This is a genomic window from Verrucosispora sp. WMMA2121 (genome assembly GCF_027460185.1).
Taxonomy (GTDB): Bacteria; Actinomycetota; Actinomycetes; order Mycobacteriales; family Micromonosporaceae; genus Micromonospora; species Micromonospora palythoicola.
Map to the genome: position 1 here is coordinate 2,578,373 of NZ_JAPZBH010000006.1, position 20,909 is coordinate 2,599,281.

General features: G+C 67.4%; 16 protein-coding genes and 1 pseudogene. 8 read left to right on the top strand and 9 right to left on the bottom strand.

Features of this window, described 5'->3' with window-relative positions:
- Window positions 1-602: 602 nt before the first annotated feature.
- From O7605_RS20715 to O7605_RS20735, 5 genes are all read right to left on the bottom strand, one after another.
- Entirely contained in the window at window positions 603-2,543 is a 1,941-nt protein-coding gene (locus tag O7605_RS20715; RefSeq protein ID WP_269740692.1) for a UvrD-helicase domain-containing protein, read from the bottom strand.
- A complete protein-coding gene (locus O7605_RS20720) occupies window positions 2,540-4,543 on the bottom strand; it encodes an ATP-dependent nuclease (protein ID WP_269740693.1) in 2,004 nt (667 codons plus the stop codon). Before O7605_RS20720 ends, O7605_RS20715 begins: the two co-directional genes overlap by 4 nt.
- A 1,171-nt stretch (window positions 4,544-5,714) precedes the next feature.
- Window positions 5,715-6,437 carry an ABC transporter permease gene (locus O7605_RS20725; protein WP_269742708.1) on the bottom strand — a complete coding sequence of 241 codons (723 nt, stop codon included), beginning with the start codon at window positions 6,435-6,437 and terminating at the stop codon, window positions 5,715-5,717.
- A 17-nt stretch (window positions 6,438-6,454) separates the two neighbouring features.
- Window positions 6,455-7,390: an ATP-binding cassette domain-containing protein gene (locus tag O7605_RS20730; RefSeq protein WP_269740694.1), complete on the bottom strand. Its 936-nt coding sequence runs from the start codon at window positions 7,388-7,390 to the stop codon at window positions 6,455-6,457.
- On the bottom strand, window positions 7,387-7,596 hold the full coding sequence (locus tag O7605_RS20735; protein ID WP_269740695.1) for a hypothetical protein: 210 nt from the start codon (window positions 7,594-7,596) through the stop codon (window positions 7,387-7,389). Before O7605_RS20735 ends, O7605_RS20730 begins: the two co-directional genes overlap by 4 nt.
- A gap of 62 nt (window positions 7,597-7,658) precedes the next feature.
- On the opposite strand from O7605_RS20735, the gene O7605_RS20740 reads away from it, so the two are divergent.
- Both O7605_RS20740 and O7605_RS20745 read left to right on the top strand, forming a co-directional pair.
- Window positions 7,659-8,657: a LysR family transcriptional regulator gene (locus O7605_RS20740; protein ID WP_269740696.1), complete on the top strand. Its 999-nt coding sequence runs from the start codon at window positions 7,659-7,661 to the stop codon at window positions 8,655-8,657.
- A gap of 1,412 nt (window positions 8,658-10,069) precedes the next feature.
- Entirely contained in the window at window positions 10,070-11,185 is a 1,116-nt protein-coding gene (locus O7605_RS20745) for a hypothetical protein (protein WP_269740697.1), read from the top strand.
- A 504-nt stretch (window positions 11,186-11,689) separates the two neighbouring features.
- Here the strand turns inward: O7605_RS20745 and O7605_RS20750 are convergent.
- Window positions 11,690-11,854, bottom strand: a complete 165-nt coding sequence (locus O7605_RS20750; protein WP_269740698.1) for a hypothetical protein — start codon at window positions 11,852-11,854, stop codon at window positions 11,690-11,692.
- 184 nt (window positions 11,855-12,038) lie between these two features.
- Between O7605_RS20750 and O7605_RS20755 the strand changes: the two genes are divergently transcribed.
- A complete protein-coding gene (locus O7605_RS20755; protein WP_269740699.1) occupies window positions 12,039-12,167 on the top strand; it encodes a hypothetical protein in 129 nt (42 codons plus the stop codon).
- 2 nt (window positions 12,168-12,169) lie between these two features.
- Entirely contained in the window at window positions 12,170-12,460 is a 291-nt protein-coding gene (locus O7605_RS20760; protein WP_269740700.1) for a transposase, read from the top strand.
- A gap of 110 nt (window positions 12,461-12,570) precedes the next feature.
- Here the strand turns inward: O7605_RS20760 and O7605_RS32175 are convergent, their stop codons facing one another.
- Complete coding sequence (locus tag O7605_RS32175) at window positions 12,571-12,795, bottom strand: helix-turn-helix domain-containing protein (RefSeq protein ID WP_443083952.1); 225 nt, start codon at window positions 12,793-12,795, stop codon at window positions 12,571-12,573.
- A 351-nt stretch (window positions 12,796-13,146) separates the two neighbouring features.
- Between O7605_RS32175 and O7605_RS32180 the strand changes: the two are divergent.
- Window positions 13,147-13,353, top strand: a pseudogene (locus O7605_RS32180) (alpha/beta hydrolase); the annotation flags it as partial.
- Between the two features lie 69 nt (window positions 13,354-13,422).
- Here the strand turns inward: O7605_RS32180 and O7605_RS20765 are convergent.
- The gene (locus O7605_RS20765) at window positions 13,423-14,583 is read right to left on the bottom strand and encodes a hypothetical protein (RefSeq protein WP_269740701.1); all 1,161 of its coding nucleotides are present in this window, start codon (window positions 14,581-14,583) and stop codon (window positions 13,423-13,425) included.
- A gap of 1,144 nt (window positions 14,584-15,727) precedes the next feature.
- Here O7605_RS20765 and O7605_RS20770 point away from each other — a divergent pair.
- Window positions 15,728-16,645 carry a ParB/RepB/Spo0J family partition protein gene (locus O7605_RS20770; RefSeq protein ID WP_269740702.1) on the top strand — a complete coding sequence of 306 codons (918 nt, stop codon included), beginning with the start codon at window positions 15,728-15,730 and terminating at the stop codon, window positions 16,643-16,645.
- A gap of 40 nt (window positions 16,646-16,685) precedes the next feature.
- Window positions 16,686-18,209: an alpha/beta fold hydrolase gene (locus O7605_RS20775; protein WP_269740703.1), complete on the top strand. Its 1,524-nt coding sequence runs from the start codon at window positions 16,686-16,688 to the stop codon at window positions 18,207-18,209.
- A 5-nt stretch (window positions 18,210-18,214) separates the two neighbouring features.
- On the opposite strand, the gene O7605_RS20780 is transcribed toward O7605_RS20775, so the two are convergent.
- Window positions 18,215-19,474, bottom strand: coding sequence for a DUF418 domain-containing protein (locus tag O7605_RS20780; RefSeq protein WP_269740704.1), 1,260 nt, complete (start codon window positions 19,472-19,474; stop codon window positions 18,215-18,217).
- Between the two features lie 410 nt (window positions 19,475-19,884).
- Here O7605_RS20780 and sbnB point away from each other — a divergent pair, with 410 nt between their 5' ends.
- Window positions 19,885-20,889, top strand: coding sequence for a 2,3-diaminopropionate biosynthesis protein SbnB (gene sbnB, locus O7605_RS20785; protein WP_269742709.1), 1,005 nt, complete (start codon window positions 19,885-19,887; stop codon window positions 20,887-20,889).
- Window positions 20,890-20,909 lie beyond the last annotated feature (20 nt).

Below are 20,909 nucleotides of genomic sequence, written 5' to 3' on the forward strand. Positions count from 1 at the left end.
GCGTGGTCAGTTGCTAGCTTCGCCCTTTCACGGCAGCCGTGATCTTGGGTGTCTAGTTCTAGCAGGCCGGTAGATATGGCGAAGTGCCTGCCCGACTCGTCGCCTCGCTACGGATCAGAAGGTTGATGCGCGGCCGGATGCCGGACTGGCCGGAGGAGCGTTCACCACAGTGCGGGCCGCTACCACCGCGGCTGGCCGCGCCGCCGGACCAGTCGCGACGGCGTGGAGTCAGGACGACAACGGCAACGGGTACGAGGTGTCCCGGCACGACAGCCGGGCCCGGGCGGAATCGGTGGTGGCCCCGTGTCGACTGCGCGGGCTGTCACGGATGAACTCCACTCGCAGCCGTTACGTGCGCCGAGGCGGGGCTCCATGGTGACGGCGGGCTGGGAGTACGACATCTTCGTCCCGGTCTTGGCGCCTTGAGCGTCCGGGTCAGGAACACGGCGCAGCACCGCCACGGCCCACCGGCAGAGCCGAGACGACGGGCAGCGCTGGCGGAACAGCCTGCAGACGGTGCCCGACGTCGGCGCGGCCCTGTTCGGCTTGGCCCTCACGGGTATGTCACCCATTAGCTGCGGAAACCGTCGCTGCAGGCGCGGCTACCCCTGGTCGATCTCGGGGACACCTGCGTTGTCGAGCATGGTGAACAGGTCGGCGATGCGACCGGTGCGAGCGTGTGGCGTCGTCGTCGTGAAGATCAGCCGCTGTGCGGCCCGGGAGAGGCCCACGAAGAAGGTCGAGGTGGACTCGGCCGGGTCTAGATGATGCGCCCACCATTGTTGATCGTCGAGGCCGAGGAAGAACACGGTGTGGTACTCGAGGCCCTTGCTGCGGTGGGCCGTGAGCAAGCCGATGGCATCGGCGGCCTCGAATCCGTCGAGGGCGTCCGTCCAATCCGCGCTGGTAGCGGTCGCGGTTGCGAGGCGTGCTCGGAACGCGTCGGTGATGGTCTCCAGGTCTTCGCCGGGGGTCGTCGACTTCAAGTACCGGCCTAGCGCCGCGGCGTCGGCGAGGCCGAGTAGGCAATTGACGGTGTAGTCGGCCGACGTGACTGCTGGAGGGTGAGCCTTGAGCCAGGCCCGCAGGGCGGTGGTCATCTCGGTCAGGTTCTCACCAACATGGCGCTGGGCCGCGTCGTCGCCGACGGCGCCATAAACGCGGGCCATCGTCCCGGACACGTCGCGCCATACCGCGGCCAGACCGCGGGGCTGGTGGGCAAGGCGGAGCAGGCCCAGCAGCAGGCGGGCAGTCTCGTTCTTCAGCAGGTCCTGCAGGCGCATTTTGCCGACCATGGCGTCGTCGTTGCGCACCCGGATGCCATGGGCGGCGAGCCGGTCGCGGAACCGTGGTTCGAAGTCGGCGATCTTCTGTCGGGCGAGCAGGGCGAAGTCCGCAGGGCTGCGGCTCGATGCGGCGATGTCTTGGGCGATCCAGTCGGCGATGAAGGCGGCCTCACGGTCGAGGCTGGAGAACGTCCACAGCGCGGCCGGGTCGTGCCCGGCCTCGGCGGTGGCCCTCGAGATGGCCGGGACGGTGTGCGCGTCCAGCTTGCTGGCGATGACGTGCTGCAGTTGCACGAGGGCGTCACTGGAGCGGAAGTTCCACGCCAGCGGATAGGAGGTGGCGTGGAACGCCTCGGTGAAGCGTCGAACCGCCTTGGGTAGGGCCCCGGCCCAGCCCATGATGCGCTGTTTGCTGTCACCGACGGCGGTCACCGCCGGGCCGTCGCCGAACACCGAGGTGAGGAAGGAGAACTGCGCGCTGGTCGTGTCCTGGAACTCGTCGACGAACACGAACGGATACGTAAGGCGCAGGGCGCGTCGGAGCTTCGGTACCGCACGCACAAGCAGCTCAGCGAGCCGGTTGAGCATGACGAAGTCGACATATGCCTTGCCCGGTCGAAGGTAGCGTGCGCGCCACCATGCGCGTACGGCGTAGGTGGCGGCGTCGACCGGGTCGTCGGTGGGCACTGTGGTCGGCAGATCCCATCCGCCGACGACGTCGGCCATGAATCGTTCGGGCTGGAGCGCGGCGACCTGCCAGCGCAGTGCCGCCGGTGCCGAGGGAGCGATCTCGGTGAGAAACCTTCGCGCCTCGGCCTCGAAAACCAGACGGATGTCGTAGCCCTCACTCTTGCGCCAGTCCGGGGGTAGGGCGGCAGCGAACCGGTCCACGAGCCCTTTGGTGAACGCGTCGAAGGTCATCGAAACGAAGCGGTGGGCGTGTTCGGGTACACGGGCGGTGACCCTGCGGCCGAGGTTGGCGGCGGCGTCACGCTTGAATGAGATTGCCAGGATGCGTTGCGGCCACGGGCAGATGCCGGTCTGAAGCAGGTAGCCGGCTCGTTGGGCGAGGAACTCGGTCTTGCCAGCTCCCGGCCCGGCCACGACCGCCACATTGCCCGTGCTCCGCAACGCGTCCCACGCGGCCGGTTCCAGGTCGTGGACGCCGATCGGACGCCAGTCCGCGACAGCGATCGGCCTGCTGGTGCGCGGTGCCGGCGGGCTCGTCTCGTCGAGTTCGTCAGCGGCAAGGCTCATAAGCAGACCTTGTCGCGGACGTGCTGCACGAGGGCCGTGACAACCGGTGGCGCATCATCCCTCAGCTCGTCATCGCTGAGACGGCCTAGCGCCCGCAGGTGGCTGCTCGGCTTCGAGCGGGACAAGAACAGGTACCGGTACCAGCGCAGCCGGTCAAGACGGTCGGCGTCCTCCCAGAAGACCCGCCGGGTGCCCGCTTCACCGATCACGGCGTTGGCCGGGTCGCTGCTGTTCGGGCCTCGTTCGCCCGATTCGAGGTCGGTGTATGCATCTGGGTAGTGGTATAGCATGGTGTAGTCGAGATCGAGCGGGTCGGCGAAGAAGACGCCGAACGTGCGCAGGTGCTCAAGGATCGGCCGAAGGTCCTTGAGTCGCAGGTCATCGTGGATGTTGTCCACGCTGTCGTAACCGTCCAGTTCAGCCAGCGGATCCATACCGCCGCGCTTGAGTCGCTTGCATGCGTCGCGTAGCCGGGCTGGGCCGGCTCCGGCCCGGCCGTAGTCGAGGTCAAGCAGTGTGGCGTGGGGGACGTCCAAGTCGTTGAGCAGCCGCCACATGTGGTTGGTGTGCCGGCCGCCGAGCGGTACCACCGCGACGAACGACGGGTCGAGCGGGACGCCTTGGGCCTGGGCGATACGGGGGATGACGAGTTGCTCGGTGTCGCCTTCGCCGAGCACGACGAACTTCGCGAAGTACAGCTCCGGGTGTGCGCGTACCGCCTCCCGCACATACTTTCCGGCCTCGGTGTCATCGGGTGGGAGGGCGATCTCGCGGACCGCTGCCGTCGCGGTTGCCGGGTCGGCGCGGAAGTACCGGATGTCTTCGGGGCGGATGCGGGTCAGCGTGCTGGCGGAGTGGCTGGAGAGGATCGCCTGCGTCGCTTCGCTGCCGCTCAGCTCCTGTAACTGGTTGACGATCCGCGAGAGGAAGAACGGCGACAAGCTGTTCTCGGGCTCCTCGACAGCAATCAGGGTCAGGTTGGGCAGCCGGGCCGGGTCCAGCGTGAACTCCTCGTCGTGCCTACCGTCGGCCACCGCGGCTTCGACATCGAGGGTCGCCGCCGTCAGGGCCAGGTGCAGCAGCGATCGCTGCCCGTCGCTCAGCAGCCGAGCCGGCCGTGGCTGACCGGTGTGATCAGGCTCGAAGACCAGTTCAGAGCTGCGGATCAGCTGGTTGAAGTCGTCGTCGAGCAGTCGCAGCTTGGGGACGGCGTGCGTGCCAGCGTCGTGCAGCTCCTGCCACCGGGTCGTCAGTGCCGTCTCGACGGCCGTGACCACCGGCTCCTCGGCAAAACTGTCCGCTACCTCGGCGGCGTGGTCGCTTACCAGTTCTCGCAGCTCCGTCGACCATTGTGCGGCCCGCCAGAGCCGGCTGCGCAGAAACGCCGTCACCTGGCGGGCCCCGTCCCGCGACGCCGGAATATAGATCATCTGAATGCGGCTTCGTTCCGCCGGGGTGAGCAGCGCCCATTCGTCATCGCCGTACTCCTCGGCGAACGTGCTGACGACCATGCGCGTCTCGGTGATGGCACCGTCCACGGTGCCGTCGTCCACCCATTCCGCCTTGAGCACGATCCGGACCTTCAGGTCGGCGCCGTGGGTGGCGGCCATGCGCAGGAAGAAGTCCGGAACCGCTCGCCGCCCGTCCGCCCGGCAGCCGGTCGACTGGTCGTCCTCGCCGGGCTCTTCGTCCGCGGACCGCTCCTCGTCGTCCTCGTCCGATTCCTCCTCGTCAAGCTCGGGGAAGGCGAGCACGGCCTCGATCGTCAGCTCTCGCGCCGACGACGTGGAGGTCTCGTCGACGGGGACGTGGAAGTCATCGAAGCGTACGGTCCGCTCCTGCACGGTGATCCCGAATATTCGCAGCAGAGCTTGGCAGGCCGCAGTCTTGCCGGAGCCGTTGGCGCCGATGAACGCGGTCAAGCCATCGTCAAGCCGGACGGTGGTGCGGCCCGGCCCGAAGCACTGGAAGTTGTCCAGCACGACACTCTCGATGAACATTCTTCACTTTCCGGTGCAAGGACGTAATGCGAGCGAACAGCGCGTCGGTCAGGGTATCTGGCCCGCGTGATCAGCCGGCGGGCCGTAGCGGGCCCCCGCTGGCGGGACGCGCCGTCCGGACTGTCGTGAATCCGTCCTCCCGTCACCGGACCGCCCACACCGATTTAGGCCGACGACCTGGAACGAGTGCCCCGAACCTCGTTCCGAGTTGGGTGGCGAAGAATGGTTCAACGCCCGAGTCGCCGAGGACGGTAGCGTGGTGAATGCATCCCGCACGCCCAACACGACGCCATCGGACAGATCAACTCTTACGCCGAGGATGGCTGCGCCCAGTGGTACGGGGTAATCAGTCGGGTAGGGAATCGCTTTTCGATGGCGGCCAGCCGCATTTGTCGATCGCGTGGTGCTCCGGTGGTGCTCGGACGTCGACGATCATTCCAGCCCGACCGGAACTGAATCAGCACGACGACGGAATGGCGCCGCGACTTGCCGTGTGCTTTACTAGGAGTGTCGCCTGGACCAGCGGAAACCTAGTGCACTCCAGGTGGACGAGGTGCCCATAAATCGGCACGGCGATGCCTTCCGATCGGCCAGATGCAAAGAGTGCAGAGCATCTGGCTACGGATCAGAAGGTTAGGGGTTCGAGTCCCTTCGGGCGCGCAAGATCATAAGGGGTCTGACCTGCCGGAACGCGGGTCGGGCCCTTTGTGCTGTCTGGCCGGTGTGGACGGTGGGTGTCACGTGGGTGCGATGTGGGTGCAGCCCCGGAACCGACCTTCACGCGGGTTTGTCGGGACGTGACCTGCGGCTTTGCGGCCTGCTTGCGCTTCAATGGGGGCGGAGTACCTGTTTTCGGTTTCGTCGGCGCGGGGGTGCCGGCTTTGGGGCCGCGGTCGGGCCGGAGCAGGGTGGTGGCGTGGTGGTGCCAGCCGTGGCGTAGGCGGGTGAGGATGCGCCAGTTCTTGAGGTGGGCGTGGGCGTGTTCGTTGGCGACGCGTTCGCGGGCGAGCAGGGTGTTGGCAGTTTTCTCGGCGCGAGTGAGTTTGTGGTTGCGGCAGGCGCGGCGGCCGACGATCAGGCCCGCTTCGGCAGCGTCCCGGCCACAGGCGGGTGCCGCCCAGGGCGATACTCGTCCAGGGCGGCACACTGCGGGCAGTCAACCGGATGGCCGTCAGGCCCGCTTGGTGAATGTCGAGCGTGCCCAGGCGTAGCCGATGACCGCGATGGCCAGACACCAGATCAGGGCAGGAATTACGTCACCGGCCGCCGGTGCGCTGTTGAGCAGTCCGCGCACGGTCTCGATGATCGGGGTGAACGGCTGGTATTCGGCGAACTGCCGCAGGCCGGGGCCCATCTTCTCGGCGGGAACGATGGCGCTGCTGAAGAACGGCAGCATGACCAGCGGTACGGTGGCCAGGCCCGCGGTCTCCGGGGATTTGGCCGACAGCCCGAGCGCGACGGTGAACCATCCGGCGGCGACGGCGAGCAGCGCGATGATTCCGGCGATGCCGAGCCAGTCGGTCAGGCCGGCGCTCGGGTTGAAGCCTAGTAGGAACGCGACGCCGACGAGGGCGCCGATGGCGATCAGGTTGGTCAGGACGCTGGCGACGACGTGTCCGGTGAGCACCGCGCCGCGGGAGATGTCCATGACCTTGAACCGGTTGATGATGCCTTTGGTCATGTCGGCGTTGACCGATGTCGCGACGGATCCGAGGCCGTAGCAGACGGCCAGCAGCATCAGTCCTGGCGTGGCGTAGTCGATGTAGTCGACGCCGACGTCGAAGGCGTCGCCGAACATGTACACGAACATCAGCATGATCACGATCGGCATGAGGACCGCGTTGAACACCGATGTGGGGTTGCGGGTTGTGTGCTTGGCGTTGCGGCGCAGCATCACCAGCGCATGGGACTTCACTTGGCTGCCACCTCCGTGGTCTGGCCGGTGAGGGCGAGGAAGACGTCGTCGAGGTCGGGGCTGTGCACGGACAACTCCTCGGCGTTGAGCGAGTATTCGTCGAGTCGGTCCAGCAGTGTCCGCAGCGACTTGGTGCCGCCGTCGCTGGGCACTCGCAGCGTCAACGCGTCGTCGTCGCGGGTGGCTTCGGGCAGGGCCTGCGTAGCAGCGTCGAGTTCGGCGGCGGTGGTGAACCGCAGGCGGACGTGGGTGCCGGGGATCAGGCGCTTGAGCTCGTCGGGGGTGCCCTGGGCGACTAAGCGGCCCTGGTCGAGCACGGCGATCCGGTGGGCGAGCTGGTCGGCCTCCTCCAGGTACTGGGTGGTGAGGAAGACGGTGACGCCGTCGGCGACCAGCCCGCGCACGATCGACCACATGGTGTGCCGGCTGCGCGGGTCCAGCCCGGTGGTCGGCTCGTCCAGAAAGATGATTTTCGGGTTGCCGACCAAGGTCATCGCCAGGTCGAGTTTGCGGCGCATGCCGCCGGAGTAGGTCGAGGCAGCCTTGTCCGCCGATTCGGTGAGCTCGAACCGTTCCAGCAGTTCGGTGATGACGCGCTCGCCGTGGCGCACGCTGCTGAGGTCGACCGTCAGGCGCAGGTTCTCCCGGCCGGTCAGCAACTCGTCGACGGCGGCAAACTGGCCGGTGACGCCGATCGCGGCGCGCACCTGCCTGGCCTCGGTCGCGACGTCGTGGCCGGCGACGCGGACGGTTCCGCTGTCGGCCTTGATCAGGGTGGTCAGCACGTTGACGGTGGTGGTCTTGCCCGCCCCGTTCGGGCCGAGCAGCGAGAACACCGTGCCCGTGGGGATCTCGAAGTCGATCCCGTCGAGCACGAGCTTGTCCTTGTACGCCTTGCGCAGCCCGGAGACCGCGACCGCGGGGGTCGTCACGTCGTCACCTCTGCCGTGTCGAGCGCAGCGCCGATCTTGCCGGTCATGGCCGGGACGGCGTCGGCCGCGTATGCAGCCTCGAGCACGGCGTCAACTGGCTGCTCGATGGCGAGGTTCCAGGGGCGGCGCGCGGTATCGAAGCCGCGCTTGCCAGGGAGCCAAACCTGGCCGCGGACGATGGGGCGCGAATCGCGCAGGGCACTCATGTTGGTCCTTTCGTGCAGGTGGACGAGTGTGTTGTGTCTCCACCCTGTGACGGGCCGGCTCGTTGATCAATGCCGACGTGTGCAAGGATCGTGAAGCTAGATTTAACGATCTGGGGGGACCTATGCTGGAGCGCCACGAACTGGAGGCGTTTCTCGCTGTCGCCGAGGAACTGCACTTCGGTCGCGCCGCTGCACGGCTACGGGTCTCGACCGCGCGAGTCAGCCAGACCATCCGTAAGCTGGAACGGCAGGTTGGCGTCGCGTTGTTCGACCGGACGAGCCGCCGGGTCGAGTTGTCCCGGGTCGGGCGCACGCTGTACGAAGACCTCCGGCCGGCCCATGATCAGATCACCGCAGCGCTCGACCGAGCGATCGAGGCCGGCCGAGGGTTCAGCGGCATCCTGCGAGTCTGCTTCACCGGCGCTGCCGGCGGCCGACTGCTGGTCCGTGCAGGCCAGGCGTTCCGGCGGGACCATCCCGAGTGCGAAGTACAGATCCGCGAAGCGCAGCTCGGCGATCTCATGCCCTGGCTGCGGGGTGGCGACGTCGACCTGACCCTGGCCACCTTCCCGGTCGACGAGCCTGGCGTGGTCACCGGTCCGGTCCTGGTGTCCGAGGCCCGGTTCCTGGCCGTGCCGGTCGAACACCCCCTTGCCCGTCGTGACGCTATCTCGGTCGAAGACCTGGCCACGGTCACCGTTCTTCAACTGCCCGACACGCTGCCGCGATCCCTACTCGCCGATCGAACTCCACATAGCACTCCGGCCGGGCTTCCCATCAGAGCCGGACAGTCCGCCGCGACGTTCCAGGAGATCCTCGCCCTCGTTGGCGACGGACAGGGCGTCTTTCCCGTCGGCGCCAACGCCAGGCGCTACTACCCGCGCCCCGATGTCGCCTACGTACACCTACGCGATGCGCCACCCCTACAGTGGGGCCTGCTCTGGCGCGCGGACGGTGCCACCGCCCGCGTCCGCGCCTTCGTCGAAGCGGCCCAGAACGTTGCCCGCCCGTTGAACCAGCCGCAGGGTTGCGTCGATTTCGGCTCTGTCTGGGAAACCTAGCGCCAAACGGCCGCAGCTGGAGCTGTCTCTCGGCCCGGTCGACCCCGGGTTAGATCCCGCTCGCGCAGGGCATGCCGGAATAGCAGCATCTCGACGATTATTGACATAGGTCGTAGAGGGCATGACCGAGCGGCAAGACCGCCCGCTGTGCACAGTTTACCCGGTGAGCTGGCTTCGTTGCTCAAACCAACCGGGCTACCACATCGCCAGCCGCGTCGCGGCCGACGACGCTGACCTCGGTGAGGTCCATCCCGTTTCGCTCAGCACCGCTGCGGGGAAGCCAGACAGCGTAGGCGCCGACCTGGCTACTACTAGGCGTTGGCAACGAATGCACGGCCGCTGTACTGGTGCTGTCGAACATAGTCACCGAAACGGTCGCGATGGCTCCTCGAATGACGCCGACGAGGATAATCCTTCGGGACTGCGGATCCTGGGGCACGGGAACGCCGCAAGGCGACGACCGGCCGCGTCGAAGCGGCCGCGATCGTGGCTGCCCGGCCGCCGAAGCTGCCGCGCGGCGCGGAGTACATCGTCGACGCGTGGTTGTGGGGCGCCGGGCAATGAGTGCTCCCAGCTCGCCGGCAAGTAGCTGATCGCCACCGGAGACCGAGCCCGACGCCGTCCACCCGAGTCCGGCGAGCAGACCGACGGTCCGGAGCGGGTGTCGCTGGTCTTCAGCGAGGACGCGTGCTGCTGGGTGCTGCACTACGACCTGAAGGTCGACGAGCCGGTCGCGTACGCCGAGCACCTCACCAACCGACGCCGTCGTCGAGGGCCTGGCCGACACGCTGATCGCACTGAACCGGCCTGGCTCTGTCCCCACCTCCCTCCGGGCCATCCTCGTCATGCATCACATCATCAGAAATGTGGATGTCGGTTGCCGTCTATATGAATATGATGGCTCTCAAGCGCTTGAGTCACCCTAGAAAGAGGAGGGAAATGACAACTGTCCTTACGTCGCCGAGTGCGAGCCCATTGGAGAAGATGGCTCGTGCCAGGTGGCCTGCTGAGAGTGCCGGACCAGAGAGTAAGCCCTCAGGATCACCGAATCTGATTACGGGTGTCATGACTGACTACATCATCTAGTGCCAGTCTAGGGCGGCGTACGGCCCGTGCCAGTGGAGCCGGGTCGATCAAGTCTGAGTAGCCGCCCTCGATTTGCTTTAGGAGTTGCAATGACCTCGACCGAGTTCCGCACGAACCGCCTGTCCAGCACAACGCTAGGGAGCATGCGTGACGCTGTAAAGGGTCGCAAGCTAGCCCCGACGCCGCCCGTCATGGCCACGCCCGCTGCACTCGTCGTTGTCACCGCCACGGTCGTCGTAGCCACTAGCGGCTGACCGTCGATCCCAAACGTGTGGGGTTGGTTTGCAAGGCCGGATCCACCTTACGGTGCGGAGGCTTGAGCAGAGATGGGTCTGCTGAAAAGCGCGGTACGCTTCGTTCTTGCACCGCATTCGCTCAACAGGCAAAAGACGCTCATCGCCGTCGAGCGGCTGAGCGCACTGACCCACCCGGTGTCCAGCCTCGAGCAAATGACCCGGACAGCGGACGGCGCCACAGGCTGCCTCAACGATCTCGCCTTAATCAGGCAGACCTTCGTAGGTTCCGGCCCACTGACCCGGCTGGCCGCCAGCCCACCCGGCGGTCCGCAGAGCACTGCAGCGCTGCATGCATTACGTGCTTGCGCTGCCGTCCCGCTGCTTGCGCCCACCGGTCGGATGCCCCAGATCAGGCTCGCGGCAAACGCCGCGATCGCCCTTACATCCATTCCGCTCTACGCCCGCAGCATCCACCGCGCGGACGGATCCGATCATGCCTCATTCCTGGTCCAGGCGGCGACGACGTTGGCCCGATCCAGCCAAGACCCGCGTGTGGCCGACGCCGTGCTTTGGTTCCTCGCCCTCCAGTCCACCTTGAACTACACAATCTCGGGCTGGGCCAAGATGGTGAGTCCCACATGGCGGTCGGGCCAGTCGCTTCCTGGCGTACTACGCACTGTGACGTACGGCGACAAGGACGCCTGGTCGCCTGCCGCCCGTCATCCGCGCCTTAGTCGAGTAGTCGGCAACTCCGTGCTGGGCCTGGAATGCGCATTTTCGCTCACCTTCGCCTGGACACTACCCGGGCACCCGCCGGCCGGCACACGCTGTGGACGTATGCGCATGCCCCACGGTTCGAACACCGACGCCAGCGGAGCGGTCGTCGCGCAGATCAAACGGTTCGCTCCGGGCTTCCGCGAGGTGATCATGGCAAAGAATGTCATCCGCGCAAGCTCGCAGCGTAGTCACAACGCCAACTACATCGGTGGTGATATCACCGGTGGCGCGATGACGATGTGGCAGACCGTCATGCGGCCGGTGCCGCGATGGAACCCGTACCGGACACCGGTCCCCGGGGTGTATCTGTGCTCGGCGTCGACACCGCCCGGCCCTGGTGTACACGGGATGGCCGGTCTGGCTGTCGCCGCCCAGGTTTTGCGGCGCGAATTCGGGATAGCTGCGGATCCGCTGCAACTACAGCGCTAATCCAGTGCCCAATCGGATTCATGACCAAAGGAGATTGTCTCATGTCCCAGCGTCCAACTGCGGTGTCCTTTCTCGTCGTGTGCCTGACCGCCCTTGTCGCGCTCGTTGTGGGCACGCCCGGGCCTGCTAGCGCGGCGATCACGACACCGTCTCCGTGGTCTGCTGAGTACGGCGATGCGACAGCTAGCGGCACCTTCACCCGCACCGTACGCACTGTCACGGACCTCTTAACCATTACGACGGTGCAGGTAGAGGGCGAGTTGATCAATCGGTCGAGTACCTGCTACACGTTTCAGTGGCAGCTTAGCGGCCTCAACCCCGGGTGGAGCGACGGCCCCACGCTGTGCGGATCCGGTCAGACGCCTATCTTCGTCTCAGGGAGCGCCACGGGCTTCGGCACGGCACAACTTCAGTTCCGCATTTGCCGATCGGACGGGCCGTGCGGACACGCGACGCGGTACTGAATCCCGCGATGATCGATCGTCTGGATGGACTAGTGCCTCGTCATGCGGCCTTGAACGGGTAATCCGGGTGGCGGATCTTGGATCCGGGGGCAAATCCGGATTTCGGTCGGGCGCGTTGGTTGCGCCAGCTGATGTAGTCACCGATGACGGTGTCCTGTTCGATGTGGCTGCGGTGGTCGGTGCCGTTGAGGTCGAAGTCCCGCACCGCGGCGAACTCGGCCTCGATCCAGTTCAGCCGACGCGTGGGTCGTAGGAACGCCAGGTCGACGTGGGGGTTGCAGGTTCAACGGCCACTGAACCTGCAACCCCGTCCCGGCCGGGCCTGGCGACCTCACCGACAGCCGGTGCAGCTAAGGGCCACTTACACCCGTGACCAGGGTGTACGGCACATGATCGCCGCCCTGGATCTGACCACCGGCCGCCTGCACTACCGCATCCGGGACCGCAAACGCTGGCGCGAGTTGCTCGACTTCCTCAAGACCTGCGCCGTCGATGGCCCGCCCAACGCCTCTACCTGATCGTGGACAACTTCTCCCCGCACAAGCACCCCGAGGTCCGCGCCTGGTGCACTGCCAACCAGGTGGAGCTGGTGTTCCTGCCGACCTACGCGTCGTGGCTGAACTGGATCGAAGCCGAGTTAGCCGCAGTGCGGTACTTCGCTCTCAACGGCACCGACCACCGCAGCCACGCCGAACAGGATGCCGCCATCGGCCACTACATCCGCTGGCGCAACCAGCGCGCCAAACCAAAATCCGGATTCTCCGCCCCTTCCAAGATCCGCCATCCGGATCACCCGTTCAAGGCTGCATGACGGGGCACTAGTTGTAGTGCGCAGGTGCGTTGTTGACGCGGCTGATGGGTGGTTTGCCGTCAAGTGAGGTGTTGGTTGCGATGGTAGTTGTAGCCAACGGCCTGCGCTGCTCATTCCCTCAGATCGAGGATGTGCAGCCGGTAGGCTTTTACTACTGCATGTGTGCGGTTTCGGGCGGACAGCTTTCGCAACAAGCTTAGAACATGCGTGTTTACCGTGGCCCGCGTAATTAGAAGGCGTTCTGCGATTTCCTGGTTGGACAGCCCTTCCGCAAGCAGGCGGAGAATATCATTTTCGCGCTCCGTTATTGATGCTTTTCCCCCGTCGGAAATCATCTCCCTTTATACCACGATATTGTACGTTCGTCGACCCGAGTCGATGAACCTATTCTGACCGGTCGCGGCTCGGGTCTTAGAGGGTGTTTGAGAAGTTCTCGTGATGGATGGCGTGTCGCGCCGTCGGTTACTGTAGGGTGTTGCGACGACCGGTTGAAACCGCCTTCGCTGCCACTGTCGCTTTGGAAGATCACCCCTTGACGGCGCCGCAGCGGGTGACGGCGGCCATGTTCAGCGCGGCGACGATCAGCCCGGCGTCGTGGTGCACGCCCATGGCGTAGCCGAGGATGCGCCGGGAGTACAGGTCGATGACGGTGGCCAGGTAGAGCTTGCCTCAATGAGCCGTCCGGCCCCCCGGCGTGGCGCGACCTGCCCAACTACCACCTCGTCGCGATGCAGGACCGCAACATCCCCGCCGAAGCTTCTGACGTTCATGGCCGAGCGCGCGCCAACGGCACCGCGGTGCAGGCGCCGGGCGCCTCCCACGCCGTACTCGTCTCACAACCCGACACCACCGCCGACCTCATCGTCCGCGCCGCGACGGAGACGACCCGGTAGGGCCGGATCGCCCTGGCCGCAGCGGCCGTCACACACCGGGATGGCGACCGCCCGCACCATGATGGCCGGCTATCGCGTGCCGGTCCCGCGGCTGAACAGGAGGCGGTGGAACCAGGTGGAGCGGAAGCCGGTCGGCTGGTAGGGCAGCTCGACCGCCTCGGTGAAGGCGCCCCGTGCGGTACGCACCGTCACCAGCGCGGCGTAGTCAGGATGGATGCCGTCCATGCTCAACGTCCGTGAGAAGTCGACCTCCACAATGTCGCCGTGTGCCACCTCGACGGGTACGGCGAAGATCGGCACGTACACCGGGATCCACGTGGTCTCCCGCGTCAGGGTGTCGACCGGCGGGGCGCCCGGATAGGTCCACAGCCGCAGCCAGAGCAGCAGGCCGTCGATACGTGCGTCGTCGGCGACCACCAGCACCACCGCCTCGTTGCCCTCGGTGCGGGTACCGGATGCGAAGTCCAGGTCCTCCACGATGCCGGTCGAGCTGACCAGATGCCGGTACGTGACACCGCTCAGGCACATCCGCGCGTCGAACGGCGTGTCCCGGAGCCGGAAAAGCTCGTCCAGGTAGGGCGGAGCCAGCGGGGAGAGCCGCATCCCTGGGGCGATGTCCCGGGCACAGACCGCCGAGGCCATGGTGCACGCACGGACCGGGATCATGGCGGCGCCGGGCCGGGTCAACCGGCTGCGGGCGTCATTGAGGATGGCGGCCGCGCCCGCGGATCCGGCGATGGCGCCGATGGTCGTGGAGACGCACACGTCGGCGGGCTCCCGTAGCAGCAGGTCGGTCGACTGGCCGTCGAAGCGGGCGATCCGGTCCCGCCCGGGATGCCGGCGTGGTGCGAGCCGGGACGGGGGACCACCCGTGACGGCCACGACGGAGGAGGCGCCACGGTCTGCGGCGTACCGGGCCCAGATGGCGTCCCGACTGGTGTCGATCTCCAGAACGCGACGGCCGCGGGCGACCTGGTCGAGTGCGGTCCGGAACGCGCCGGTGCGGATCCGGTCGGTGGCGCGTACGGCGTGGGCGAACTCGTCGATCACCGGATATTCGCTGATGGACGGGAAGAACACCGGCTCGGTACGCCGACCGCGCTCCACCCGTCCCTCGATGTCCGGCCACGACGGCAGGGCCAGCCCTCCGGGATCCATCGCGATCCCCATCAGCGCGCCGGCGCAGCCGGCCACCCCCTGTGCCCGGGCGAGTCGCCGCAGGGCCGTCATGACTGTCCACACTGGCGCGGGTCTCCTTCGGTTCTCGGCCGGGCGGTAACGGCGCGGTGGGTAGGTCAGACGGCGGTGCCGGGCCCGCAGGTGACGACCCCGCCGTGCGCCGGCCGGCACGGGCGGGTGCGGAAGTTCGTCGGGTCCCGGCTGCCCGGGGCGCTGCCGACGAGGGAGGTGGCCGCCGTGCCGCTGTAATGGGCCAGCGTGACGAGGTGGACGGCCAGGTCCCTGGTTGACGACGCGCTGCACCCGGTGGCACTGCCCGGCGTGCGAGCCGGACACCTCGCCGGCAACGGTGACTTGTTTCGTGAACAGAGTCGGATGGCTGCACTGCGAAGTGCCGGAGACGCCGGGTACCCCCGGGGGTGGTGGAGGTGGCGACGGCGCCGCCGCGGCCTCATCCGAAGTGCTCCACGTCGTGGCCGGCGGGCCGTGAGGTGAGTGGCGAGTGTGCCGGCCGTCGCCACCAGCAGGCCGACCCGAAGCACTCTGAACACGTTATGGGTTCGCATGGTTCTCCTCTTTAAATTGATGTGAACACGGTGTTGAGAAATGGCGGAACCAGCTCAACCGCATGTCAACGGGACCCAACCATGACTAACTGACCGCGGGTATTCGATCATGAGCCCGACGTGAGAATCGTTCGAAAGTAGGATTTCGGCCCGGACGTTTCCGACCCTCCCGGGGTCGCCCGCTGGGCGGCGGGTCCGGCGGGACGCCGTCGCCGACGCCGGGAAGAGAGCGCACGCCGAGCCAATACGCCCACTATGGACAGTATTGCGCAAGGCCTTGCCGATGATCCGCGTCGCTTCGGCGTCGACCCTCTCCCCGGAACCGCACTTGCGCCCAGATCGACGTTTTGTTGTCATCCAAGTCGAGATCGTGGCTGCTGACGGAGCGGCAGGAAGCTAGGCGTCGGCATTGACGTTCGTTATACTCGGCGCGGCGCATAACGGTCATTCGTGAAGCGTGGGCATCTACGACCGGAGCGCGGTACTTCTGGTAAGAGGCAACACGGGGGAGTGCGTTGTTAATCGACAAATCTCGTATCACGTCGGCCGCGGCGATCCCGCGCCCGGCAGTTCATCCGACCATTGCACCCGGCGCCCGGCAGGAGCGCGCCAAGCAGAGTTACGAACGGGTGCCCATCGGGAGCCTGCTGCCCGCCGACTCGCCCCGGCTCGACGGCGAGAACGAGGAACACATCCGCCGGCTCGCCGAGTGTGCCGAGCCGCTGCCACCCATCGTGGTCGACCGCCGCACCATGAAAATCGTCGACGGCATGCACCGTTATCGCAGCGCCCAGCTCACGGGCGCTGAGCAGGTGACCGTCCGCTACTTCGACGGCAGCGTGGACGACGCCTTCGTACTGACCGTCAGCCTCAACACCAAGCACGGCCTTCCGCTGACCCGGCAGGACCGGCTGGCGGCCACCGCCCGGATCCTGCGGACGCATGCCCATCTGTCGGACGCCGCGCTGGCCGGCATCTGCGGTGTCTCGGACAAGACGGTGGCCAAGATCCGTCGTCAGCTGTTCGACCCCGAAAAGTCCGGGGTCGAACAACGGGTCGGCCGGGACGGACGCCGGCGGGCGGTCGAGTCCGGCGCCGCGCGGGTGCGGGCGGCCGAGATCATACGGCGTAACCCGGTGGCGAGCCTACGTCAGGTCGCCGCCGCCGTGCGGCTCTCGCCCAGCACGGTCAAGGACGTCCGGGACCGACTCGCCCGGGGCGAACCACCGGTGCCGGGCCGGGTCGCCGGTCCGGCACCGGCCCCGGAGCAGGTACGGCCTGCCGACGAGGCATTGGTCCGAGCCTGCCTGGCGAACCTGCAGAGCGACCCGCGCGTGCAGCAGAACCACGTCGGCCGATTCCTCCTGCGACTGATCCGCGGCAACGCCATAGACCCCACCCGGTGGGAGGAACTGGCCGACACCGTGCCGCGGCAATGGGCCCGTCCGCTGTCCGAGGTCGCCGGGATTTATGCCGCGGCGTGGACCCGGTTCTCCAGGCGGCTGGCCGCCCGCAGCGCGGATCCGGTCTCCCGCTCGTCACTCTGACAGATTGGCCGTCGGCCGATCGCCCTACTTCGGAGCCCAAATGAAACTCTGTCCTGCCGGTGTCGGGGCGGCCCTGGTGCTGGCGCTCACGGCGCCGGTCATCCCCGCGTCCCCCGCCACGGCCACTGCCGTGTCCGGGGTCGCCTGGACCGCCTGCGATCCCGAGGTCCTCCATCCGGTACCGGTTTCCGAACGCGCCTCGTTGAGCTGCGGATCGGTCGCGGTGCCGGTCGATCACGACGTGCCGTCCGCCGGCACCCTTCCGCTCGCTCTGATGCGGCGCCGAGCCGGCGATCCGAATCAGCGGATCGGCACCCTCTTCGTCAACATCGGCGGTCCCGGCGGGTCCGGTTTCCTCTACACCCGTCTGGTCCACGAACGCTTCGCGCCGTCCGTGCTGGCCCGCTTCGACATCGTCGGCTTCGATCCGCGCGGTGTCGGCCGCAGCGGCCCGGTGCGCTGCTTCACCTCCCAGGAGCAGGTGTACGGTCTGCTGTCGCGCAGCTTCGCCGCTCCGGTCCAACCGGCGGAGATCGCCTCCAGCATCGACGCGGCCGACGAGTACTCGCGGCTGTGCGCCGCCAACGCGGGCCCGCTGCTCGAGCACCTGTCCACCCGGGACGTGGCGCGTGACCTCGACCTGCTGCGTGCGGCGGTGGGTGACGACAGGCTGAGCTACGTCGGCCTCTCCTACGGCACGTTGCTCGGCGCGACCTACGCCGCGCTCTTCCCCCAGCGGGTGCGCTCGATCGTGCTGGACGGAAGCGTCGATCCGCAGCTGCGTACCGCCGACGGCGCGCAGTATGTCTACCAGCGCTCGCAGGGCTTCGAACTGGCGCTGAACGCGATGCTGACCCAATGCGAGGGCAGCGGGACCCGCTGTGCCCTCGCGCCCGGCGCCCGTGCCAAGTTCACCGCGCTGCGGGAGCATCTGCGCACGTCCTCGTTGAAGCGCGCGGACGGCTCGACCGTGACGTTCAGTTCGTTCGTCAGCGAGCTGGTGTCGCTGCTCCAGCAACCCGCCCTCTTCGACGAGCTGGCCGCCTCGCTGCAGGCGGACTACGAGGTGATGCGTACCGGCAAGGCCCGGAGCCCCGCAACCACCGGGACGGCCGGGGAGACGGCGTACCACGGGGACGACTCCTATTTTGGGGTCAACTGCACCGACATGCCGTTCCCCGACGCGCTCGACCCGGCCGCCACGGCGACCGCCTGGGAGAAGGTGTCGCCGACCTTCGGCCGGTATCACGCCTTCCTCGAGCCGGCTCAGTGCCCGAGCTGGCCGTCCACCGGCGCCGATCGCTACAGCGGGCCGTGGGCCAACAGGTCCGGCCGCACGATCCTGGTGTACGGCAATGTCTTCGACCCGGCCACCCAGTACCGCTTCGCCCAGCGGATGGTGAGCCAGCTGGGCGACGCCCGCCTGGTGACGGTCGGCGCCTTCGGTCACACCATCCTGGGTGACTCCGCCTGCACCGACCAGATCACCGCGGCCTACCTGGTCGACGGCCAGGTCCCGCCGGCTGGGCGAATCTGTCAGCCGGACCTGACCCCGTTCAGCTGAGCGGCTCACCCACGGTTCGGTGTCACGGCCGTGGACACCCTGTGCAGCAGCCATTCCAGGGGTCCACGGCCGATGAACCGGCGCCAGAGCGGGAGCGCCAGCAGCGTCACCGCCACCGTGACAGCCAGGGGCACCGAGGAGCCGGCCAGGATCGCCGAGCTGAAGCCCGGTGCGAACCCGAGCTGGAGCGCCGCGATCAGCACGATGTGCCCGGCGTACGCCGTGAGCGGCAGCGCACCCACCGACGCCAGCGGATAGAGCAGCACGGGTACGCCGCGGGCGAGGACCAGGCAGAGACCGATCACCGCGAGGGCCAGACCGGTGACCGCGAAGATCTCCATCGGGGAACCGCTGTGCCCGGCCGTGTCGAGCAGCATCAGCGGGTGCCCGGTGGACACCGCGCCCAGCCCGGTCGCATTGAGCGTCCGCGCCTCGCCGACTGGGATCCCCATGCTCGCCGATACCGCGCGCCATCCGCCGAGCGGCTCCATCACCGTCCACGACAGCGCGTATGCGCCCGCCGCCAGCGCGGCGCCGCCGCCCAGCAACGCGTACTGCACGCGGCCGGCACCGAGGTCGAGCCGCCCGACCGCCATCCCGGCGAGCACTAACGGCAGCCAGGTCAGCACCGGGTAGGGCCCGGTGATCAGGATTCCCTCCAGCGCGGCCGCCCAGCCGTCCGCCGATACCAGGGTGGCCGCCTGCGGCACGTGACCGCCCTCGTAACCGTTCAGCACGGTGGAGCGCAGGAGGAAGGACAGCAGCGGCCCGGTGATCGCGAGATTCGCGGCGAGGACCGCCAGGGTGCCGGCCGGCAGTTTGACGAGTGGGATCGCGACGAGGAACAGCACCGCGTAGACGGTCAGGATCTCCTTGATCGTGGTGCCGAGCAGCGTCAGCCCGAGGCCGAGCAGGAAGAGCAGCGCGGCGCGGACCGCCAGCTGCACGCACCGCAGTGCCAGCGGCCCCCCGGTGCGGGGCTGGGAGCCACCGGTGACGAGCGCGACCGAGACGCCGGCCAGGAGCGCGAACAGCCCGGCGGCCCGTCCGTTGAAGGCCTGGTACGTCCAACCGGTGGCGGTTTGCGGCCCCAGGTGGGTGGCGAACATGCCTAGGACCGCGCATCCACGGGCCACATCGATGCCGATGTGCCGGGCCGCCCGACGGACGGACGTGAGCGATTCACCAGGTGGGAAGCCCGCGACCTCCGGCGGCTTGTCGGAGACTCTGAGTGATGAGTCGGTTGCCCCGTGTGCAACGTCCATGAGGCAAGTATGTGGAAAGTACGGAACTTCCGACTCCTACGTGAGACGGAGAGCGGGGATGAGATTCCTGGTCGTCCCCGCCGTCGATGTCCGCGCCTTCCTTCCTTCGGAGGATTTTCGGGGGCCGGAGGTCGCGGATGAGGCCCCCGAGGTGGCCCGGCGGTCTCTTCGCCGCAGGTCGACAGGGATCATCGTCGTGTCAATGCGGGGCTGGAAGAAATTTCGCGGGTGGCCTCGAACATGAGAGACCGGGTAGCTTCACTTTCGACGTACCGGCCACGCTATTCGGCCGTCACACTCATTCGCCGACGACGATAATCATGCGCCCTCTGGCGGCGGAGAGGGAATGTCACTGCAGTCATGGGGGATTCGTTGTGACGTCCAATTTTGTTGAGCAACCCACCTTCGCCGTGGTTCCGGGCGTTCAGGTGCGGGCGGTGATCGAGGGAAGCGCCTCCACCGTCATTTCGATAATCGAGGATGCCTACCGGGCGCACGGAGGCGGCCGGACCGTCAATCCCGATTCCTACTTCCTGCGGTTCCCGGACCGTCCGGAATCGCGCATCATCGCACTGCCGGCCTCCCTCGGCGGCGACACCGGTGCGGTGGACGGCATCAAATGGATCTCCAGTTTCCCCGGCAACATCGCCTCCGGCCTTCCGCGGGCCTCGGCCGTGCTGGTGCTCAACGACCCGGCGACCGGATACCCGTACGCGTGCCTGGAATCCTCCATCATCAGCGCGGCCCGCACCGCAGGGTCGGCCGCCCTGGCCGCCCGGGAGCTCAGCCGGGACCGCGGCCGACCGGTCCGGCTCGGCATCGTCGGCACCGGCCTGATCGCCCGGCACGTCTATCACCACCTGCGCGCCCTCGACTGGGACTTCGACCAGGTCGAGCTGTTCGACCTGGTCGGCGGCTACGCGGCCGCGCTCGCTGAGCACATCGACAAGGCGGCCGGCCGTGCGGTCGCGAGGGTTCGGGACTCCGCCGAGGGCGTGATCCGCGACAGTGACCTGGTCGTGCTGACCACCACCGCAGGTGAGCCGCACCTGACCGAGCCCGGCTGGTTCGATCACCACCCGCTGGTGCTGCACCTGTCGCTGCGCGACCTGTCACCCGAGGTGATCGCCGGCGTGGTCAACGTGGTGGACGACGTCAACCATTGCCTGAAGGCCAACACCTCGGTGCACCTGCTGGAGCAGCGGACCCACAGCCGGGACTTCATCGCCGGAACGCTCTGCGACGTGCTCACCGGCAAGCTCGCGGTGCCGGCCGACCGTACCGTCGTGTTCTCGCCGTTCGGCCTCGGAGTCCTAGATCTGGCAGTCGGCCGGCATGTCTACGCGGAAATCGCCAAAGCCGGTCAGCTCATTGATGTCGAAGGATTCTTTGCGGAGCTGGACCGCCACGCCTGACCGTCGGCCGGCGACTTCGA

Bases quoted from the DNA above. Each gene is read 5' to 3' on its own strand.
- O7605_RS20720 (WP_269740693.1), bottom strand. From the start codon at position 4,543: ATGTTCATCGAGAGTGTCGTGCTGGACAACTTCCAGTGCTTCGGGCCG.
- O7605_RS20745 (WP_269740697.1), top strand. From the start codon at position 10,070: ATGGGTCTGCTGAAAAGCGCGGTACGCTTCGTTCTTGCACCGCATTCG.
- O7605_RS20715 (WP_269740692.1), bottom strand. From the start codon at position 2,543: ATGAGCCTTGCCGCTGACGAACTCGACGAGACGAGCCCGCCGGCACCG.
- O7605_RS20765 (WP_269740701.1), bottom strand. From the start codon at position 14,583: ATGACGGCCCTGCGGCGACTCGCCCGGGCACAGGGGGTGGCCGGCTGC.
- O7605_RS20735 (WP_269740695.1), bottom strand. From the start codon at position 7,596: ATGAGTGCCCTGCGCGATTCGCGCCCCATCGTCCGCGGCCAGGTTTGG.
- O7605_RS20725 (WP_269742708.1), bottom strand. From the start codon at position 6,437: ATGCTGCGCCGCAACGCCAAGCACACAACCCGCAACCCCACATCGGTG.
- O7605_RS20780 (WP_269740704.1), bottom strand. From the start codon at position 19,474: ATGGACGTTGCACACGGGGCAACCGACTCATCACTCAGAGTCTCCGAC.
- O7605_RS20755 (WP_269740699.1), top strand. From the start codon at position 12,039: ATGATCGCCGCCCTGGATCTGACCACCGGCCGCCTGCACTACCGCATC.
- O7605_RS20775 (WP_269740703.1), top strand. From the start codon at position 16,686: ATGAAACTCTGTCCTGCCGGTGTCGGGGCGGCCCTGGTGCTGGCGCTC.
- O7605_RS32175 (WP_443083952.1), bottom strand. From the start codon at position 12,795: ATGATTTCCGACGGGGGAAAAGCATCAATAACGGAGCGCGAAAATGAT.